19 protein-coding genes are annotated in these 19,771 nt (G+C 70.7%); 8 read left to right on the top strand and 11 right to left on the bottom strand.

Features of this window, described 5'->3' with window-relative positions:
* Positions 1 to 10: 10 nt before the first annotated feature.
* Together HHX35_RS29505 and HHX35_RS29510 are read left to right on the top strand one after the other, a co-directional pair.
* Complete coding sequence (locus tag HHX35_RS29505) at positions 11 to 1,222, top strand: Gfo/Idh/MocA family oxidoreductase (RefSeq protein ID WP_310739380.1); 1,212 nt, start codon at positions 11 to 13, stop codon at positions 1,220 to 1,222.
* Positions 1,223 to 1,232: 10 nt separating this feature from the next.
* Positions 1,233 to 3,974, top strand: a complete 2,742-nt coding sequence (locus HHX35_RS29510) for an alpha-mannosidase (RefSeq protein ID WP_310739381.1) — start codon at positions 1,233 to 1,235, stop codon at positions 3,972 to 3,974.
* A gap of 287 nt (positions 3,975 to 4,261) precedes the next feature.
* Here HHX35_RS29510 and HHX35_RS29515 read toward each other — a convergent pair whose 3' ends face one another.
* The gene (locus tag HHX35_RS29515; RefSeq protein WP_079315247.1) at positions 4,262 to 4,471 is read right to left on the bottom strand and encodes a ubiquitin-like protein Pup; all 210 of its coding nucleotides are present in this window, start codon (positions 4,469 to 4,471) and stop codon (positions 4,262 to 4,264) included.
* A 306-nt stretch (positions 4,472 to 4,777) separates the two neighbouring features.
* Between HHX35_RS29515 and HHX35_RS29520 the strand changes: the two genes are divergently transcribed.
* Positions 4,778 to 5,827, top strand: a complete 1,050-nt coding sequence (locus tag HHX35_RS29520; RefSeq protein WP_182901950.1) for a serine/threonine-protein kinase — start codon at positions 4,778 to 4,780, stop codon at positions 5,825 to 5,827.
* Positions 5,828 to 5,927: 100 nt separating this feature from the next.
* Here the strand turns inward: HHX35_RS29520 and HHX35_RS29525 are convergent, their stop codons facing one another.
* Both HHX35_RS29525 and HHX35_RS29530 read right to left on the bottom strand, forming a co-directional pair.
* Entirely contained in the window at positions 5,928 to 6,134 is a 207-nt protein-coding gene (locus HHX35_RS29525) for a hypothetical protein (protein WP_182901951.1), read from the bottom strand.
* Between the two features lie 65 nt (positions 6,135 to 6,199).
* The gene (locus HHX35_RS29530; protein WP_182901952.1) at positions 6,200 to 7,060 is read right to left on the bottom strand and encodes a class I SAM-dependent methyltransferase; all 861 of its coding nucleotides are present in this window, start codon (positions 7,058 to 7,060) and stop codon (positions 6,200 to 6,202) included.
* A gap of 377 nt (positions 7,061 to 7,437) precedes the next feature.
* Between HHX35_RS29530 and HHX35_RS29540 the strand changes: the two genes are divergently transcribed.
* A complete protein-coding gene (locus HHX35_RS29540; RefSeq protein ID WP_310739408.1) occupies positions 7,438 to 7,875 on the top strand; it encodes a zinc-binding dehydrogenase in 438 nt (145 codons plus the stop codon).
* Positions 7,876 to 7,941: 66 nt separating this feature from the next.
* Here the strand turns inward: HHX35_RS29540 and HHX35_RS29545 are convergent, their stop codons facing one another.
* The gene (locus tag HHX35_RS29545; protein WP_182901953.1) at positions 7,942 to 8,547 is read right to left on the bottom strand and encodes a hypothetical protein; all 606 of its coding nucleotides are present in this window, start codon (positions 8,545 to 8,547) and stop codon (positions 7,942 to 7,944) included.
* Between the two features lie 113 nt (positions 8,548 to 8,660).
* On the opposite strand from HHX35_RS29545, the gene HHX35_RS29550 reads away from it, so the two are divergent.
* Positions 8,661 to 9,374, top strand: a complete 714-nt coding sequence (locus HHX35_RS29550) for a response regulator transcription factor (protein ID WP_259405517.1) — start codon at positions 8,661 to 8,663, stop codon at positions 9,372 to 9,374.
* Between the two features lies 1 nt (position 9,375).
* A complete protein-coding gene (locus HHX35_RS29555) occupies positions 9,376 to 10,701 on the top strand; it encodes a cell wall metabolism sensor histidine kinase WalK (RefSeq protein WP_182901954.1) in 1,326 nt (441 codons plus the stop codon).
* A gap of 152 nt (positions 10,702 to 10,853) precedes the next feature.
* On the opposite strand, the gene HHX35_RS29560 is transcribed toward HHX35_RS29555, so the two are convergent.
* The 4 genes from HHX35_RS29560 to HHX35_RS29575 form a co-directional block, all read right to left on the bottom strand.
* On the bottom strand, positions 10,854 to 11,231 hold the full coding sequence (locus HHX35_RS29560) for a GntR family transcriptional regulator (protein WP_182901955.1): 378 nt from the start codon (positions 11,229 to 11,231) through the stop codon (positions 10,854 to 10,856).
* Positions 11,228 to 12,043: a hypothetical protein gene (locus tag HHX35_RS29565; protein WP_182901956.1), complete on the bottom strand. Its 816-nt coding sequence runs from the start codon at positions 12,041 to 12,043 to the stop codon at positions 11,228 to 11,230. The genes HHX35_RS29560 and HHX35_RS29565 overlap by 4 nt, the downstream gene beginning before the upstream one ends.
* Positions 12,044 to 12,322: 279 nt before the next feature.
* Complete coding sequence (locus tag HHX35_RS29570) at positions 12,323 to 12,910, bottom strand: response regulator transcription factor (protein WP_182901957.1); 588 nt, start codon at positions 12,908 to 12,910, stop codon at positions 12,323 to 12,325.
* A gap of 46 nt (positions 12,911 to 12,956) precedes the next feature.
* Positions 12,957 to 13,583 (bottom strand): hypothetical protein, encoded by a 627-nt coding sequence (locus HHX35_RS29575; protein WP_182901958.1) that lies wholly within the window; start codon positions 13,581 to 13,583, stop codon positions 12,957 to 12,959.
* A 288-nt stretch (positions 13,584 to 13,871) separates the two neighbouring features.
* Here HHX35_RS29575 and HHX35_RS29580 point away from each other — a divergent pair, with 288 nt between their 5' ends.
* Positions 13,872 to 14,420 (top strand): hypothetical protein, encoded by a 549-nt coding sequence (locus HHX35_RS29580; protein ID WP_182901959.1) that lies wholly within the window; start codon positions 13,872 to 13,874, stop codon positions 14,418 to 14,420.
* 27 nt (positions 14,421 to 14,447) lie between these two features.
* Entirely contained in the window at positions 14,448 to 14,720 is a 273-nt protein-coding gene (locus HHX35_RS29585; protein WP_182901960.1) for a hypothetical protein, read from the top strand.
* 28 nt (positions 14,721 to 14,748) lie between these two features.
* Here the strand turns inward: HHX35_RS29585 and dop are convergent, their stop codons facing one another.
* From dop to arc, 3 genes are all read right to left on the bottom strand, one after another.
* Complete coding sequence (dop, locus tag HHX35_RS29590) at positions 14,749 to 16,266, bottom strand: depupylase/deamidase Dop (protein ID WP_139573226.1); 1,518 nt, start codon at positions 16,264 to 16,266, stop codon at positions 14,749 to 14,751.
* 76 nt (positions 16,267 to 16,342) lie between these two features.
* Positions 16,343 to 17,596: an acyltransferase gene (locus HHX35_RS29595; protein WP_310739384.1), complete on the bottom strand. Its 1,254-nt coding sequence runs from the start codon at positions 17,594 to 17,596 to the stop codon at positions 16,343 to 16,345.
* Positions 17,597 to 17,809: 213 nt separating this feature from the next.
* On the bottom strand, positions 17,810 to 19,573 hold the full coding sequence (arc, locus tag HHX35_RS29600) for a proteasome ATPase (protein ID WP_182901961.1): 1,764 nt from the start codon (positions 19,571 to 19,573) through the stop codon (positions 17,810 to 17,812).
* Between the last annotated feature and the right edge of the window lie 198 nt (positions 19,574 to 19,771).

A 19,771-nucleotide genomic window follows, 5' to 3' on the forward strand; every position in this document is an offset into this window, starting at 1 on the left:
GGGTGAGGACGTGGAGACGGTGAAGGTGGGCATCGCCGGGCTGGGCGTGGTCGCGCAGGTCGTCTACCTGCCCCTGCTCGCGCGGCGGCGCGACCTGTTCCGGGTCGCGGCCGTGTGCGACCTCGACCGCGGGCACGCGGAGGCGGTCGGCCGGGAGGCGGGCGTCCCGGCGTACGACGACCCGCTGGCGATGCTCGACAGGGGCGGGTTCGACGCGCTGATCGTGCTCACGCCGGGGTCTCACGGGCCGCTGGTGCGGGCCGCCCTCGAACGCGGCCTGTGGGTGCTGTGCGAGAAGCCCCTCGCCTACAGCCGGGCCGAGCTGAGCGGCTTTTCCGGCGAACGGCTGATGGCCGGCTACATGAAGCAGTACGACCCGGCCTCCCAGCGGCTGCTGGAGGCGCTGCACGAGGCCGGCGGGCCGGAGGTCGTCCGCCACCTGGACGCCACCGTGCTGCACCCGTCGGAGGAGTCGCAGCTGCTGTTCGCCCGGGCGCGGCCCGGGCATCCCGCGCCCGAGCGGGTGGCCCCCTACGCGGAGGCCGACGAGCGGGCGCTCACCGCCGCGCTCGGCACGCCGTCGGAGCGGCTGCGGCGGCTGTACGCCGAGGTGCTGCTGAGCAGCCTGTGCCACGAGCTGTCGCTGATGCGGCTGTTCACGGGGTCTCCCGACACGGTGGACCACGTGGCCGTGTGGCCGGTGGAGGCGTTCCCGCCGTCCCTGGAGGTGAGCGGGACGCTCGGAGGCGAATGCTCCGGCAGGTATGGCATCCGCTGGCACTACCTGCCGAGCTACCCGGCCTACCACGAGGTCATGACGCTGCACCACGAGCACGGCTCGCTGGAGCTGCGCTTCCCCTCCCCTTATCTGCTGAACGCGCCCACCCGGCTGACGGTCACCTGCCGCGTCGGCACCACCGAGCGGACGGTCGTCAACGAGGACGTCGCCGAGGCGTTCGAACGCCAGCTGCGCGCCTTCCACCGCTTCGTCACCCAGGAGGAACCGCCGCTCACCGGACTCGACGGGGCCCTGGAGGATATCGTCACGGCGCAGCGGATCGTGCACCGATACGCGCGGTGGGCGGGCATCCCCATCGGCGGAGAGTGCGCCCAGGAGGTCACCGGCGCCCCGCGGGAGGCGACCGCCGGGGCCGACAGCAGTTACGCCGAGGAGGGCGGGAGTGGAGCCAGCGGTCACGCCGAGGAGAGCCTCAGCAGATAGCGACAGGATCGTGGTGGTCCCGCACACGCACTGGGACCGGGAGTGGTACCTGCCCTTCCAGCGGTTCCGGGTCGGGCTGGTGCGGGTGCTCGACGAGGTCCTGAACGCCATGGCCGACGACCCCGCCTACCGCTTCACGATGGACGGCCAGCTCGCGGCGATCGAGGACTACCTCGAGATCCGGCCCGCGCGGCGCGGCGACGTCGCCCGCTTCGTCGCCGAGGGACGGCTGGCCGTCGGGCCCTGGCTGATCCTCGCCGACGAGTTCCTGTGCTCGGGCGAGACCCTGCTGCGCAACCTGGAGTACGGCATGCGGGGCGCCGCCGCGCTCGGCGGCGCGATGCCCGTCGGCTACCTGCCCGACCAGTTCGGCCACTGCGCCCAGATGCCGCAGATGCTGGCGCTGGCGGGGCTGCGCCTGGCGTGCCTGTGGCGCGGCGTGCCCGCGCACGTGGACCGCGACGCCTTCGACTGGACCGGCGCCGACGGCACCACGATCAGGACCGGATATCTGCCCGGCGGGTACGGCAACGCCTTCGGCCTGTTCACCGGCCCGGCCGAGGGCATGCCCGACCGCGTGACGGCCTTCGTCTCCACGGCGGAGGGCTGGGCGGCCGGTGACACCCTGCTGGCGATGTACGGCGCGGACCACTCGGCGCCCGCCCGCGAGATCACCGCGTCGGGGCTCCGCGTCGCCACCCTCGCCGAGGCCCTGACCCGTGATCCGGCGGATGGAGAGGTGCCGCGGGTGGCGGGCGAGCTGCGCTCGCACGCGCGGGCCAACATCCTGCCCGGCGTGATCTCGGCCCGGGTGCCGCTGAAGCAGGCCATGGCCCGCGCCGAGCGGGTCCTCACCCGCTACGCGGAACCGCTGTCGGCGCTGTGGCTCGCCGACCGGTCCGCCGGTGAACGCCTCATCGACATGGCCTGGCGGTCGGTCATCGCGTGCAGCGGGCACGACTCGGTCACCGGGTGCGGTTCGGACGAGACCGCCCAGCAGGTGGCCGCGAGGATCGCCGAGGCCGGGCAGACGGCCCAGGCGGTCGTGGACCTGGTCGCGGCGTCCCTCGCCGAGGCCGCGCCGAAGGGCGCGCTCGTGGTCGTCAACCCGTCCCCGTTCGAGCGGACCGGCCTGGTGCTCGCCGACCTGCCGGAGGACCGCGCGTCCCTGGCGGACGCCTCGGGGCGGGCCGTCCCCGTCCAGCGGCTCGAACACGCTCCGACCCTGCTCGACGAGACCGTCATGGACGACCTCTCCCGGCTTCTCGGGCGCGTCCACGAGCGGGAACTGTACGGCCACGAGATCGTCTCCTGGCATGCCGGGGACGGCGTGTTCACCGTCACCGTGAGCAGGCACGCCTCCGGCGCGTACGCCTACGAGGACCTGCGCCGGGCGGTCCTGGAGGCCGGTCCCGGGCCGTGGGTCGTCCGCACGGTGGCCGAGCCCGTGGTCACCGTGGCCGCGCTGGTCACCGTGCCGCCGCTCGGCCGTGCCGTCCTCACGGCCCGTCCGCCCGCGCCCGGCCGGCCCGCCCCCGTCGCGAACACCCTGAGGACCGATCCGTACGGATTCGAGCCGGTGCTGGACAACGGGCTGCTGCGAGTGCGCGTGGCCGGCGACGGGACGCTCTCGCTGCGCGGCGCGGACGGGGCCGAGGTCCACGGCGTCGGGCGGATCGTCCACGGCGGGGACGCCGGGGACACCTACAACCACGCGCCCCCGCCGGACGACCGGCTCCTCGACCGGCCCTCCCGCGTCCTCGTCGAGGAGGTCTGCGCGGGCCCGCTGACCGGCGCGTACGAGATCACGCGGGTGTACGACTGGCCGGCCGGCCTCGGCGACGACTCCGACGAGACCGTGCCCACGGCCGTCACGACCCGGGTGGAGCTCAGGGCGGGCGAGCCGTTCGCGCGGTGCGAGATCACGATGGACGTGCGCTGCCGCGACCACCGCGTCCGCTGGCACGCGCCGCTGCCCCGCGCGGCGGCCGAGTCGTACGCGGAAGGACAGTTCGCCGTGGTGCGGCGCGGCCTGGCGGCCGAGGGCGGGGGCGGCGAACGCCCGATCCCGACCTTCCCCGCCGAGTCCTTCGCCGCCGCCGGCGGCCTGGCCGTGCTGCTCGACCACGTCACCGAATACGAGATCGTCAGGGACGAGATCGGCGGGGACGGGACCGAGATGGCGCTGACGCTCGTGCGGTCCGTCGGCTACCTGTCCAGGAACCGCAACCCCTACCGCGACGAGCCCGCCGGGCCCGAGGTGCCCACCCCGGCCGCCCAGTGCCAGGGGCCGCTGGCCGTGCGCTTCGCCGTCCTGCCGTACGCGGGCGAGTGGCACGAGGCCGGGCTGCCGAGGCTCGCCGAGGAGTTCCGCCACGACCTGCTCGCCGTGTCGGGCACCGGCGCCAAGGCGGGGGACGGGGACGGCCCGGGCGAAGGCGGTCGCGTCGCGATCAGCGGAGACGGCGTCATGATGGCCGCCCTGCGCGAGCGGGACGGACGGCTGGAGGTCCGCCTGGTGGCCGAGCATCACACGGCCACCGAGGCGGTCGTCCGGGGAGATTTCACCGCGGCCTGGACGGCCGGCGTGCTGGGCTCTCCCCTGAGCCCTCTGGAGGTGTCCCGCGACGATGTGTTCCCCGGCGATGGGGCGGACGGACAGGGGCCCGCGAGGTCCCCTGGGTCGTGGCGGTCGGTGCGCGTCCCGCTGAATCCGTTCGAGATCGCGACCGTTCATCTCGGCAGAGCCTGACGCCCGGCCTGCACGGCGTCACCCACCTGCGCGGCGTCACCCCAACGGGGCCACCTTCACGGGGCCGGTGGAACCGACGCCTGCCGGCCTCGCTTACCGCGTCGTTTGCCGCGTCATCGTCTACCGCATCGCCTTCTGCCGCAACGTCGCCGAGGGCGGCTTCGCGCGCCGGTCATCGCGGCGCGACGGCGAGGGCGCGTTCAGCCGGAGTTTCCGGGCCCGGCGGCGGCCCTGCCGGGGGAAGGTCCCCCGGCGGCCGCCACCGGCCCGGACGCCTCCCGCCGGGGCTACTGCCCCCCCTTCTGCACGTAGGAACGGACGAACTCCTCCGCGTTCTCCTCGAGGACCTCGTCGATCTCGTCCAGGATCGCGTCCACGTCGTCGGTGAGCTTCTCGTGGCGCTCCTGAACGTCCGGGGACGCCTGCGCCTCGGTCTCTTCGACTTCGTGCTCCTGGCGCCCTGTCTGCTTCTGGCCGCCGGTCTCCTTGGTCGCCATCCCTGACACCTCCGCTGCTCGGGGGGACGCCTCTCCCCATATCTTCCCCGAACCGACCGACAATGCGCGCGAAAGAGCGTGCGATCTTCGGCCCGGCCACTGTGGCCAGACAACCCGGTGAACGCCGGGAAGGCAAACGCGCGGGGATTCGGCCCTGCGGCGGGCGATGCCGGCCCACGGGAACCGTCTTCGTTAGACCGGATCGTTATCGACCTCACACTCCCCGTGGCCGCCTTTCGGCGCAGAGCGACCGCGTCCGGGACGACAATTGATGGATCACGGCACGACCTAGCGCACGGGTGGTCGATGGCATCGCACGCACGGCAACTGCTGGCGGATCGGTACAAGCTGCTGACGCCCTTCCATCGTGACGGCGGCGGAATCATGTGGCAGGCACACGATCTCCGCCTCAAGCGCGACGTCGCGATCAAGGAAGTGCAGCCGCCGTACCGGGTGGACGTGGCCGACCTGCCGGCCGCCCGCCGGCAGGCGCTGCGGGAGGCCCGTTCCGCGGCCCGGCTCAGCCACCCGGCCGTCATCACCGTGCACGACCTGCTGGAGGACAAGGGCCGGCTCTGGATCGTGACAGAGCTCCTGCAGGGCCTCACACTGGGCGCCACCGTCCGCCACCTCGGCCGGCTGCCGGTCCACTGGGCCGCCTGGGTGGGCTTCCAGCTCCTGTCGGGCGTACGGCACGCGCACGCGATGGGCGTCGTCCACGGGGACATCCGGCCCGCCAACGTCATGCTGACCGAGGACCGGGTGGTGCTGACCGACTTCGGCATCGCCGCCTTCGACCGGGATCCCGGCGGGTCGACGACCGTGCCCGTGGCGCGGTCAGGCGCCTACCTCGCCCCCGAGCGGCTGCGCGGGAAGGGCCTGGCCCCCGCCGCCGACCTGTGGTCGTTCGGCGCCACGCTGTACTGCGGGGTCGAGGGGCGGCCGCCTTATCCGACCACGGAGCCGCTGCCGGCCGCGGCGCTGCTGGGCCGCGAGCCGGAGCCGCCGCGCCGGGCGGGCCTCCTGCGACCGCTGATCGAGGGCCTGCTGCGGCACGACCCGGACGAACGGCTCACCGTCGACCAGGCGATGCATGTGCTCGTGGACGTGTTGCGGCGGCAGGGCATCCCGGCGGCGACGCCGGGCCGTACGGCCGGCGAGTTGCCCAGCCGCACCGCGCCCAAGCCGAGCGGGGCGCACCCCTACGGCCGCTCCTCCGGCCACGGGTGGCCTCTGGCACCCGGGGAGCTCACGACCGGGCGCTTCCACGAGGTGGAGTCGCGTCGCCGGGACAATCCCTACTGGCCCGCCCCCACGACCGGGCCCCGCCGGCCCGGGCCTCCGCGCCTTCCGTAGCCTCCGTCCGGCCAGGCCTCCGGCTTCGCGGGACGGGATTCGCCGGACGACTCCCCCGGGTACGCCGCCGGGGAAGCCGCCCGTGCCCGCCTTCCTGTGATCAGTCGTCGTGGTGGGCGCGGAACTTGACGATCCGCCCGGTCGCGATCGCGATCGCCTGGCTCCGGGTGACCGAGGTCTGAGAGACGGAGGCCGAGGCGATCGAGGAGAGAGGGGCGGGCGCGGCGGCGGCGACGGCGGTGCCCCCGGCGGCCAGGGCGGCGAGGGTGACGGCGGCGGCGAGAGCGATCTTGGTTGTCTGTGTCATGCCCCGAGGTTCGCTACAGTCGAAGGCCGGCCCCCGCCACATGTGGGGGCCGGCCTTCATCGTGCTCAGTGCGCCGCGCGCACCGCCGAGACCAGTCCGCCGACGCCCTCGTCCTGCTGCGACGGGGTGAGCACCGGACGCCCGTAGGCCTCGGCGCGCTCACGAAGGGTGAAGGTCTCCGCCTCCCAGCCGAGGCCGTCCAGCCAGCCAACCGGGTCTTCCGGCATCTCCCAGACCCACATCGACGCTGCCGATCCCGGAATGGCGTCCCCGCGGAAGCGTTCGATCACACCGGGCGAGCCCAGTGTCAGGCCCATCCTGCTGCCTGCGGCGGACAGCGCGCCGACCCGTTCGAGCAGCGACTGCACCGCGTCCTCGGGCAGATAGATCAGCAGTCCTTCGGCGATCCACACCGTCGGCTGCGCCGGATCGTGCCCGGCCGCGGCCAGGGCGCCGGGCCAGTCCTCGCGCAGGTCGATCGGGACGGTGATCCGCTCGCAACGCGGAACGGCCCGCTCCTGACGCAGCACCGACGCCTTGAAGCCCAGCGGTTCGGCCGTGTCGACCTCGAACAGCCGGGTCCCCGCAGGCCAATCCATCCGGAAGGCCCTGCTGTCCATCCCGGCTCCGAGCAGCACGACCTGCCGGACGCCGGACGCGACCGCCCGGTCCAGCAGGTCGTCCAGGAACTTCGTCCGGATGACGATCGAGAAGGCTACAGCGAGCCGGCGACGCCGCGCCGCCTCGTCCGCGTGCGGGGGCGGCGGCGCCCCAGGGCCTCTCCCGCCGGCCGTGGCGAAGGCCAGGGCCAGCGGGTCCCGGAACAGCGGCTGCTCGCGTGCCGTCTCCATCGCCCTCACCCGGGCCACGCCCAAGGCTGTGGCCCACACCCCGGACGGCTCGACCCGTCCCGCCGCATCAGTCATGCGTTCAGCCTAGCCAGGCCGGGGCGTCACACCGGAGTGGTGGGAAACAGCGGTCCGGGGGGCGTGATCGTTTCCGGTCACGGCACAGCGCAGATCCCAACCATGATCTCAATGTGTCACTGGAGTCCTAGCCGCCTCGATCCGGGCTCAGGCCGGCCGGGCGGCGGGCCGGAGGCCGTCCATCAGGAGGTCCAGCAGGCGACCGGCCTTGGCTTCATGCCCGCGCCGGGGGCCACGGTGAAGATGCCGATGAGGGAGGCGGCGATGTCTCCGCCACCCTCACGATCGCCGGCCGCACGGCATCCGCCGCCCTCGCCGTGGTCGACCCCGGCCCGGACGACACAGTGCTGATCGGCGGCGCGGCGGGCGGGGTCGGGGTGTTCGCTGTCCAGCTGGCCCGGATCGCAGGAGCGCGCGTGATCGGGATGGGATCGGCGACATCATCCGATTTCCTGCGCGATCTCGGAGCCGGGCCGGTCGCCTACGGCGACGGCCTGGCCGACCGGGTCCGAGCCCTCGCTCCCGGCGGTGTCACCGCCGCCATCGACCTGCACGGGACGGAGACAGTGCACGCCGCAAGGGAACTCGGCGTCCCGGACGGCCGCATCTGCACCATCGCCGCGCAAGTCGACGGCGTGTCGACGGCCAACGGCGCGAACGCCTCCCCCGGCGCCCTGGAAGAGGTCGCCCGCCTGGTCGCGGCGGGCCGGCTCCGGGTGCCTATCGCGGCGAGCTTCCCGGTCGAGCAGATCCGCCGCGCGGCCGAGCTCCAGGCCGGCCGGCACGTGCACGGCAAGGTCGTCATCGACCTCTAGATCAAGGCCGTCGCGATAAGGCGGGACGTTCGCACGGAGTGGTCAGCGCCTGCGGCGAGTCGTGTGTCAGTTCGGCGTGACGGTCACCGGGGCGTCGTCCCCCAAGTGCACGTCATCCATGCCCTCACCGAGCTCCTTGGGCAGGGGGCACTTGAAGTGCGCCTTGCCCTCCGGGGCCGGCTTGCCGCCGACGTAGACCTTCTCGTCGCTCCTGCCGAACTCGCCGCTCTCGTCGCCCTTGACGTGCACGACGCAGGTGACGCCCTTGCCGGGCAGCGGGGGCTCCTTGCAGAGGGTGCGCAGCTTGCTCTTCGGGAGCTCCTTGCCGTCCACGAAGACCTTGCCGCCCCTGAACTTGTCCCCCCTGAACTTGCCTCCCTTGGCCTTCATGATGCAGGTGACGCCCTTGCCGGGCAGCGGAGGCCGCTTGCAGAGGGTGCGCAGCTTGCTCTTCGGGACCTCCTTGCCGTCCACGAAGACCTTGCCGTCCTGGTCGACCTTGACGGTGGTCTTGCCCTCCCCCATGGCCATCGGCCCGCCCTTCACGGCGCAGGCGACCCCCGGCTTCGGGGCGCCGGTGGAGGTCGCGGACGCGGCCGTGGCCGTGGCGCCGCCGATGCCGAGGCCCACCGTCATGACGACCCCCGCGAGGATCATGCTCCTCTTCTTCATTCTGCTGGTCACTCCCCTAGATCGGCTGCCCGTGGGGGGCTGCCCGTGATCGGTTGACGGAACGCTCAGCAGTTTGGGCCCCTACACCTGAAGCGAGCCTGAAGAGGTAAAAGATGATCTTCATGTTCACCTTAGGTACGCACCTTCACCCTGTTGACGTGCGCCTACTTCTGGTGGAAGACGAACGCAGGCTGACCGAGCTGCTCAAAGACGGCCTGACCAAAGAGGGCTTCGCGGTCGATCTCGCCTACGACGGGCGCGAGGGCCTGTGGATGGCGACCGAGCATTCGTACGACGTGATCGTGCTGGATGTGATGCTGCCGTTGCTGCACGGCTATGGGGTCTGCGCGAAGCTGCGGGAGGCCGGGAACTGGACGCCGATCCTCATGCTGACCGCGAAGGACGGAGAGTACGACGAGGCGGAGGCACTGGACATCGGCGCGGACGATTATCTGACCAAGCCGTTTTCGTATGTCGTACTGCTGGCGCGACTCAGGGCACTGGCCCGGCGCAAGGTGCGGGAGCGGCCGACGGTGCTGACCATCGGGGATCTCCGGGTCGATCCGGCGGGGCTGAGGTGCAGTCGCGGGGACATACAGATCGCGTTGACACCCAAGGAGTTCGCGATCCTGCACTGCCTGACCCGGCATGCGGGCGAGGTGGTGACCAAGTCCGAGCTGCTCGCCCAGGCGTGGGACTTCGCGTACGACGGCGATTCGAACGTCGTCGAGGTCTACATCAGCGCGCTGCGTCGCAAGATCGACAAACCGTTCGGACGGACGACGCTGAAGACCGTGCGGGGCGTGGGCTACCGGCTGGAGGGCTGACATGGGAGTACGTCTACGCACGACGCTGACGGCCACCGCCGCGGTGGCGGCGGCGCTCTGCCTGGCCTCGATCGCGCTGTTCGCCGCGCTGGACTCGAGCCTGACGGCCTCCACCAAGGAGTTGGCGGCGAACGACGCCAAGGAACAGCTGCGACATCTGAAGGCGGAGTCGGGGCCGGGTGACCCGGGGTACGGAAAGGGAATGGTGCCACCGCTCGAGAAGGGAGCGGTGCCGCCGGGCGGGAAGGGACCGATGCCGGGCTCGGCTGCCACCGGCGAAGACGACGGCCCCGCGTTACCCGACGAGGCCGTGCTCGTGGTCAGACGGACGTTCGAGACCGAGGACGGCCCGGTCACGGTCCTCGGTAAGGCCTCCAGGGCACCCGCCCTGGCGGCGATGACCACGCTGAGGAACCTGCTGATCCCGGGAGTTCCGGCGCTCCTCACGGTGGTCGCGCTGTTCACCTGGCTGGCGGTCGGCCGCGTGCTACGGCCGGTCTCCGCGATCAGGGCGAAGGTCGCCGATATCACCGCGTACGGCCTGCACGAACGCGTGCCGGAACCGGACACCCGAGACGAGATCGCGGCACTGGCCCGTACCGTCAACGCGACCCTCGACCGGCTGCAGACCGCCGTCGACGCGCAGCGGCAGTTCGTCGCCGACGCCGCACACGAACTCCGCAGCCCACTGGCGATCCTGCGCACCCGGCTGGAGCTGGCCCTGCCCGCCGAGAAGCCGCTGGCGACTGCGGCACTGGACGATGTCGCACGCCTCCAGTCCCTTTCCGCCGACCTCCTCCTGCTGGCCCGGCTCGACGCCGGCGAACCCCTGTCGCGGGCCGAGGAACTGGACCTGGCCCAGGTCGTCGCCGAGGAGGCCGTCCGCAAACGCCCTCGTCCGGACGTCCACGTGTACCTCGACCTCACCCCCGACCTGCTCGTCAACGGCTCCGCCGACCAACTCCGCCGCCTTGTGGCGAACCTCGTCGACAACGCGGTCCGGCACGCCTCCACGTCAGTCCACGTCACCCTCACGTCTCCGGACGACCACGCCGTCCTCGACGTCGTGGACGACGGCCCCGGTATCCCCCCGGAACACCACACCATCGTCTTCGACCGATTCACCCGCCTGGACCACGCCCGCACCCGGGACACGGGGGGCTCGGGGTTGGGGCTGCCGATCGCCCGGGATATCGCGCGGGCTCACGGGGGGACCCTCCAGGTGGTCCCGCACAGCCCGGGCGCGAGGCTGCGCGCGGTCTTCCCGTTGTCCGGGCGGCCGGTTGCGTACCCGCTGGGTGACCTTGCGGTGCGGGCCCGCGTGTAGGAGGCGCAGCCGCGTGGAGTACTGGCTTCTCACCCCATGCGCTCGCCGGCACTGCCGCCCGCCGCGCCGAGGACGCCCGGCCGCGCGCGGCCGACGGGACGCTTTCTGATCGGCAGCTACTTCGGCGGCGCGGCCCCGCGGCCGGGTCACGGTCATGACGAGGCCGGTGTCACCGCGCCGGATGTCAGAGCCGCCTGCACGATGCGGATCGCCTCGCCCATGTCGATGCCGACGCTGGCGACCACGGCCGCGTAGTCGGCGGCGGCCCGGCGGGCCCGCTCCAGGCCATCCTCGCCAGCGGCCGACACGAACGAACCCGCCCGCCCGCGCGTCTCGATCAGCCCTGCCTCCTCCAGCTCCCGGTACGCCCGGCCGACCGTGTTCACGGCCAGGCCGAGGTCGGCCGCGAGCTGGCGGATGGTCGGAAGGCGGGTGCCCACGGCCAGCGTGCGATCCTGAATCTGCCGGGCGAGCTGGGCCCGCAGCTGCTCGAACGGCGGAACCGGCGAGGCCGCGTCGATGACGATCATCGGACGCTCATCACCCGCCGGGCCACCGTCGCGCTCGACGGCGTCCTGACGCGGAGCGCGACGCACGCGACCAGTCCCAAGATCACGTTGGCGACCGCAGCGGCGCTCAACCAGCCCGGCGCGGTGCCGAACAGCAGCACCATGGGCAGCGACCACTGCACGCTCGGCGTGGTGAGGTCGCGGGCGTCCTCGACGCGCATGATGACGTCGGCGGTCAGCGACTCCTCGTCCTCGGCCACCACCGGGCGCCGCAGCAGGTGGCGCAGTTGCACGGCGGTGATGGCTGTCACGCCGAGCAGGCCGATCAGCAGGACGACGGCCAGCTGCCGCACGGTGGGGTCGGGAACGGCCAGGGCGCTCCCGGCCAGCGTCATCGCGCCGGCGAACGTGGCGACCGCGAAGACGGCGTACGGCAGGCCGAGCACAGCCCGCCAGCCGGGCTGGATCGGATGGGCGGCCCTGCGGCACAGCATCGCGCCTGCCCGCTGATCGACGCGTCGCACCCACCAGTCGAGCAGCGACTGTGCGAGCAGCAGCCCGGCCACGAACGCGGTCAGGGCCAGCAGTGGCACCGGGCGATGCGACTGGAAGCCGCCGAAGGCGGAAGTGGCGGCGAGCGCACTCGCGATGATCAGCACGGCCAGGATGAGGTGAGCGGCGAGGCGGGCACGTCCCCGGACCGCCAGCCGGCTGGCCAGCAGCGGGGTCGGGCGGGCACCGGACAGGCCGTGCCGGTCCAGCCACTCGCCCGCCAGTCGCAGATCGGCGGCACGCGCCGACGGGCCGGCGTCCGGTAACGGTTCATGGGCCATAACCCCTCCTTTGTCGCAAGATTTGTAGCAACATCATGAGACATACCTTGAGACAAAGTCAACGCCCCGTGAGCTCTCATCGGGACGTGGCCGTTCGGCAACGTCTCCTCGTCCACCGCGCCGACGGCCACCGCGACGGACTCGGCGGCCCGGGTTGCGGAGGCGACGGCCTCGCTGTGCGCCACCGACCGCACCGGCAACGCCAGCGGCACCAGCAGCGACACCAGGACGAGCGACGTGGTCGCCGCGACAAGGGCGGCGAGCCAGCGCCTCATCGGCTCACTCCCCGGGTGAAGGCGGCGCGGTCAGGCGCACGCCCACCCCGCGGACCGTCTGGAGATGGCGCGGTCGCTGGGCGGTCTCGCCGAGTTTGCGGCGCAGCCAGGAGAGGTGGACGTCGACCGTCTTGTCGGTGCCCCCGTAGGGGACGCGCCAGGCCCCGGTGAGCAACTCGCGCTTCGTGACGACCTGCCCGGCCCGGGCCGCCAGATAGTGCAGCAGGTCGAACTCCCGCGGCGTCAGGTCCAGCGCCGCGCCGTCGAGCGTCGCCTCCCTGGTGCCCGCGTCCACGCGCAGCGTCCCCACCGTCAGAGAGGTGTCCGTACGCCCGGTGTCGACCCGGCGCAGCACGGCGCGGATGCGTGCGTCGAGTCGCGCGACGCTGTAGGGCTTGACCACGCAGTCGTCGGCGCCGTCCATGTCGGGCAGGCCGAGGTCGAGCACGATCAGGTCGGGGCGGTCCTCGACGACGGACCGCAGGCCGGCGAGGGCGGTGGAGGCGGAGGAGACGGCATGGCCGCGATCACGCAGGCTCCGGGTGAGGGAGGTGCGGATGGTGGCGTCGTCTGGCTGCTGGCCGCCGCCCACGCCACCGGTAGGGGCGTCGCTGCCCGCACCCTTCTGGCCAGCGGAGTCAGCAGAAGACCATCGCAGCACCTGTCGCGATTGAGTGACGGGCCGCGGCCATCAGCTGCAAGCAGGTGAATGACTCCACGCCGTATTGGTGCCAGCCCTCCAAGGCTGCCCTCGCGCCCTCAAGGGCTTCCTCGATCTCATCCGACCACGGGTCGAGGTCCTCTGGCAGGCCGAGCCGCTCGGCGACGCGCCGGCACTCCTCCAGCAACCGCTGGGACGAGCCGATGTACTCACCGGTGACTCTTTCGTCGATGAGTACCGGTGCGAAGTCGACGGGCACGTAGAAGCCTTCGCAGTCGCTGTGGTGTACCAGATGATCGAAGCGGTCAGACGTGCCCTCGGCTGAGCCGATCGCCCTGACCGGGTCGCCGATCTCCACCGCATGATGGGGGTGACGGGTGTAGACCTCGGCCAGCAGGGGGTCGTCTGCGGCCTCCTGTGTGTCCTGCCGAGCGGGCAGCACTCCCTTTTCGGTCAGATGGACGGCCAGACGGCGGAGACAGTGCAGCCCGCTGTAGCCGTACATCTCGAAATAGCCCGTCTCGGCGGGATCGAGGTCCAGGCTCCGCCCAGTCGGGAAGCCCAGCTTCCGCCAGTGCCTGTCGGATCGCCGAGAAGTCTTCACCGAGCTCGTCGGCCGCGTCGTCCAGCTCGGGGTCGGCGAGGATGCCCACGGCGATATTGAGTCCCATGGTCAGGCATCCTGTCGCAGAACGCTCACATGGGCTGACGTACACGAGGAAGCGGCGGGCCGTGCCATAGACGTGCCAGAACCGGGAGCCAGCGAGGGGGATTCACGGGGCCTCGCGGACAGCCCGGCATGTCCTCTCACCAGCGTTTTAGCAGGTTCGTCGATGGTGCGCCGAGAACTCCCAAACTGGTGAACCACCGCCGAGGTCGCTACCGTACGCCGGTGCTCACTATCCGTATGAACGAGGCGGCGGCGTCTGCGCTTCAACCGCTGGCACTTGCCGATCCGACATCCGCCGTTCCAGTTGTCAGTCAGGCTCTACGTGACAAGCTCGCCCAGGGGCTCACGTACAACGAAGGCGCACTGACATTCGCTGAGCACGTTGGCCAGTGGGTGGCCGCGCCGACTTCTGCGTCGGCAGCGATCGCCGAGATGGGCTGGCAGGATCTGACCGGCTATGAGTGCAATGTCAACGCTTTTCATCTGGAGGACTATGCGCCGGTACCTGTGGCGATCAACGATGATGGACGACCTCAGATCAGGTATGAGGATCAGATCATGTTGCTGCGGCTCGGCCTGGTTGTAGCGGATGGCCTGTTTGATCTTATCCAAGCCCTACCAGAGCCAGTTCCCGTCCGATGCGTTATCAACGCGAACGACACCGCCGCCACGTTTCGCTTTCACCAGATCCGCTCCGGGGAAGACTGGGTCAACCTTGAGTTGGATCGATACCAGGTGGACATGTTGGTCGCCATTGACCGCCATCCCTGACCTTCGGCGAGGGCCGGTGCGGCCCCGGTGGACGCGTCCGGAGGCGTGACGCCGAGCGCCGCGCCCGTGACGGGACGCAGGCTCGTCTCCACGGGCGCGGGCAGCCTGATCGCCCGGTGCGACGGCGGGTTGGTCCGGCTCCAGTCGTGGACCCCGGCGCAGGGCTTCGAGGTGGACGACGTCGACCCGGGGCCGGACGACCGCGCCCGGGTGAAGTTCGACTCGGACGAGGGCAGGCTCGAGATCGAGGTGCGCTGCGCCGGCGGCGTGCCGGTCCCCCGGATCACCCGGCACGGCTGATCGGGTCACCGGCCGGCGCCGGTCTCGCTCAGCCCTCGCCGGTGAGGGCGGCGACGAGGTCGGCGGCCGTACGGCACCGGTCGAGCAGGTCCCCCACATGTGCCTTGGTGCCGCGCAGCGGCTCCAGGGTCGGCACGCGCTGCAGTGACTCACGGCCCGGGATGTCGAAGATGACCGAGTCCCAGGAGGCGGCGGCGACCGACTCGCTGTACTGCCGCAGGCACCGGCCGCGGAAGTAGGCCCGGGTGTCGGTGGGCGGCATCTCGACCGCGCGGTCGACGTCCTCGTCGGTGACCAGGCGCTGCATTCGGCCCCTGGCGACCAGCCGGTTGTACAGGCCGCGGTCGGGGCGGATGTCGGAGTACTGCAGGTCGACCAGTTGCAGCCGCGGATGCGACCACGGCAGGTTGTCGCGGGTGCGGTAGCCCTCCAGGATCTCCAGCTTGGCGACCCAGTCGAGCTCCCGGGACAACTGCATCGGGTCCTCCGCGAGCCGGGTGAGCACCGACTCCCAGCGGTTGAGCACGTCCTTGGTGAGGTCGTCCACGCCCGAGCCGAAGCGATCCTCGACGTATTTGCGGGCCTGCTCCAGGTACTCCATCTGCAACTGCACGGCGGTCATCTTCCGCCCGTTGCGCAGCGCGATCTCGTACTTGCAGGTCGGGTCGTGGGAGACCGCGCGCAGCGCCGCGACCGGCGACTCGGGGGTCAGATCGATGGTGAGGAACCCCTCCTCGATCATCGCCAGGACCAGCGCCGTCGTGCCCAGCTTCAAATATGTCGAAATTTCCGACATGTTGGCGTCGCCGATGATCACGTGCAGCCGCCGGTACTTCTCCGGGTCGGCGTGCGGCTCGTCGCGGGTGTTGATGATCGGCCGCTTGAGCGTGGTCTCCAGCCCGACCTCGACCTCGAAGAAGTCGGCCCGCTGGCTGATCTGGAAGCCCTCGCCGCGCGAGTCTTGGCCGATGCCGACCTTGCCCGCGCCACAGACGACCTGCCGCGACACGAAGAACGGCGTGAGGTGCCTGACGATGTCGGCGAACGGTGTCGCGCGGCGCATGAGGTAGTTCTCGTGGCAGCCGTACGACGCGCCCTTGGCGTCGGTGTTGTTCTTGTACAGCTGGATGGGGGCGTTGCCGGGCACGGCGGACGCCCGCACGGCGGCGTCGTACATCACCCGCTCGCCCGCCTTGTCCCAGAGCACCGCGGCCCGGGGGTTGGTGCACTCGGGTGTGGAGTACTCCGGGTGGGCATGGTCGACGTAGAGGCGCGCGCCGTTCGTGAGGATCACGTTGGCGAGCCCGAGGTCCTCGTCGGTGAGCTGGCTCTGGTCGGCCACCTCACGGGCCAGGTCGAACCCTCGGGCATCGCGGAGCGGGTTCTCCTCCTCGAAGTCCCACCGGGCCCGGCGAGCCCGGGCGGCCGACGCCGCCAGGTACGCGTTGACGACCTGTGAGGAGGTCACCATCGCGTTCGCTCCCGGTTGACCGGGCACGGCGATGCCGTACTCGGTCTCGATGCCCATCACCCGCCGAACCGTCATTCGCACCCCGCCTGCTTCAGGCCGTCGTAGTCCATATCCGAGCCTAGCCCTTTCTCTATGCCCTGCTACCGAACAGTTACGGCACAGATGCCTCGGGACTTTGCGCCGGAATGGCCGTCGCAGTCCGGGAGGTACCCCCGCGGCCCCGGGGGTGGGACCTCCGGGAGCGGTCGAGCAGGGCCCCCAGCCTGGCACGAAGCCAGCGCTGACCGGGCTTGTCCACCATACGGTAGATCAGGTACGCGAGCCCGATCGAGACCGCCATCGTGATCGCGACCAGCGGCCACGGGTCGATCACGTCCCGGTACGCGGGGATCACGACGGCCGAGACCGTCTGGTGCAGGAGATAGAGCGGATACGTGAGGGCCCCCAGGGTGACGAGGCGACGCCAGCGCACCCACCGCAGCCAACCGAGGGCGACCGCGGCCATCAGGAGGTAGACGACCGTGATCGCGACGACGACGGCCTCAGGGGGCGCGGGGTAATGCTTGACGCCGACCAGGCGCACCCGCTCCCCCACGCGCTCCATGGCGGCGTACAGGGACATTCCGTAGCCCGCGGCCACGAGCAGCCACGGGACGAAAGCCCCCGAACGCACCCCGAAGCGGTGAATCAGGAAGAAGGCCATGCCCGCGATGAAGTACGGCGCCTGCCGCGGCATGAAGACGAAGACCAGCGTCTCGTTCTGGGTGAACTCGGCCAGCAGCGCCAGGCCGAACCAGGCCGCCAGGAACACCAGGCAGCGCCGCAGCGTGATCCCCACGAGGGAGAACAGCGCCACGAGGACGTAGAACCGCAGCTCCACCCAGAGGGACCAGAAGACGCCGCCGGCGTGGCCCACGCCGAAGGCCCCCTGGAACATGGTCAGGTTGAGCAGGTACTCACCGTCGCCGAGCTTGGGGTCGAACCCGGCGACCCCGCTGAAGCGGTACATGATGAAGATCACGAGCACGGCGAACCAGTACGCCGGATACAGCCGCGACACCCGGGAGACGGCGAACTCCCCGACCGTGTGCCCCCAGACGCTCATCAGGATGACGAACCCGCTGATGAGGAAGAACAGCTCGACGCCGAGGATGCCCAGCGTGGTCAGGCGGGCGACCGGCTCGAACAGCTTGGTGGGGAACTCGTCCCACAGCGACTTGCTGGCCGCCATGAAGTGGAAGGCCATGACGGCGAAGGCGGCCACGAAGCGCAGGACGTCGAGCTCGACCAGGCGGCGGCTTCGGACGGTCGCGGCGGCGGCCCGGGCGGGGACCGCGTCCGGCGCTGCCGAGGCCGGATCGGACCGGCGCACCGGCTGTCTTACAGGCTGTCCCACAGCGGTCACCCGCGCGAGCCAAGGAAGATCATGCCTTCTTTGACGTGATCACTCCGGGTTTCGGTTCCCTCGGATCACGATCGTCACGAAAGGTCGCTTTTGTCCCGCCTGCTGCCGCCTGTCCGTGTACCGGCGCCGGAAAGGGCCCGGAAAGCCGGAGGAGCGGCGCGACCCGGGGTCGCGCCGCTCCTCGATGGCACCGGTCCGGCCGGAGCCGGGGTGCTACAGGTACTGGCCGGTGTTGGCGACCGTGTCGATCGACCGCCCGGCCTCGGTGCCCTGCTTGCCCTGCACGAGGGTGCGGATGTAGACGATCCGCTCGCCCTTCTTGCCGGAGATGCGGGCCCAGTCGTCGGGGTTGGTGGTGTTGGGCAGGTCCTCGTTCTCGGAGAACTCGTCCACGCAGGCGGCCAGCAGGTGCGAGATCCGCAGGCCCTTCTGCCCGGTGTCGAGGAACTCCTTGATGGCCATCTTCTTGCCCCGGTCCACGATGTTCTGGATCATGGCGCCGGAGTTGAAGTCCTTGAAGTAGAGGACTTCCTTGTCGCCGTTGGCGTAGGTCACCTCGAGGAAGCGGTTCTCCTCGCTCTCGGCGTACATCCGCTCGACGACCCGCTGGATCATCGCGGCGATCGTGCCGTCGCGGCTGTCGCCGTGCTCGGTCAGGTCGTCCGGGTGCAGCGGCAGGTCGCTGACGATGTACTTCGAGAAGATGTCCTTGGCCGCCTCGGCGTCGGGCCGCTCGATCTTGATCTTGACGTCCAGGCGGCCGGGCCGCAGGATCGCCGGGTCGATCATGTCCTCGCGGTTGGAGGCGCCGATGACGATGACGTTCTCCAAGCCCTCGACACCGTCGATCTCCGAGAGGAGCTGGGGGACGATGGTGTTCTCGACGTCGGAGGACACACCGGAGCCGCGGGTGCGGAAGATCGAGTCCATCTCGTCGAAGAACACGATCACCGGGGTGCCCTCGGACGCCTTCTCACGCGCCCGCTGGAAGACCAGGCGGATGTGCCGCTCGGTCTCACCGACGTACTTGTTGAGAAGCTCGGGGCCCTTGATGTTGAGGAAGAAGCTCTTGCCGGACTGGCCGGTCTTCTCCGCGACCTGCTTGGCCAGGGAGTTGGCCACCGCCTTGGCGATGAGCGTCTTGCCACAGCCGGGCGGGCCGTACAGCAGCACGCCCTTCGGCGGCCGGAGCTTGTGCTCGCGGAACAGGTCGGCGTGCAGGTAGGGCAGCTCGATGGCGTCCCTGATCTGCTCGATCTGCCGGCCGAGGCCGCCGATCTCCTCGTAGGAGATGTCGGGGACCTCCTCGAGGACGAGCTCCTCCACCTCGGACTTGGGGATGCGTTCGTAGACGTAGTTGGAACGGGGTTCGAGCAGGAGGGAGTCGCCGGCCCGCAGCGGCTGGTCCAGCAGCGAGTGGGCGAGCTTGACGACCCGCTCCTCGTCGGCGTGCGAGATGACGAGCGCGCGGTCGCCGCTCTCCAGCAACTCCTTGAGCATCACGATCTCGCCGACGTCCTCGTAGCCGAGGGCCTCGACGACGTTGAGCGCCTCGTTCAGCATGACCTCCTGGCCACGCTTGAGCGAGTCGACGTCGACCGCCGGACTGACGTTCACACGGAGCTTGCGCCCGCCCGTGAACACCTCGATCGTGCCGTCATCCCTGGCCTCGAGGAAAACGCCGAATCCGGACGGCGGCTGTGCCAGCCGGTCGACCTCCTCCTTGAGGGCGACGATCTGATCCCTGGCCTCCTTGAGGGTGGAGACCACACGCTCGTTCTGGCTTGTGAGGGCGGCCACCTGTGCCTGCGCCTCGTGGAGACGCTCCTCGATGACCCTGGCCTGCCGGGGAGACTCGGCCAGCTTCCGGCGCAACGCGGTGATCTCCTCTTGCAGGAAGGAGACCTGTGTTGTGAGATCCGCGACCTCCCGTTCGCGCTGCGCGGCTCGAGCCTCAGCGTCGTCGCGAGCTGCCACGCCCCGTCACCTCCTTCCCCGTCGAGAACGACTACTCAAGACCCTACCTATCTTGGCGCTGTACGTAACCTGGCCGGGCAGTGTTCGTGTAGTTACGTTGGGTGTTCGGCGTTTGATACCTTATGGACCGATTGTTCGGTTCACCATTAGGAACACACCCATATGTTCCCGTGTCACGCGGCTTTGCCGGGTTGTGGC

Origin of the sequence: Microbispora sp. H10830 (assembly GCF_014161375.1) — a bacterium.
In the GTDB taxonomy this organism is placed as follows: Bacteria; Actinomycetota; Actinomycetes; order Streptosporangiales; family Streptosporangiaceae; genus Microbispora; species Microbispora catharanthi.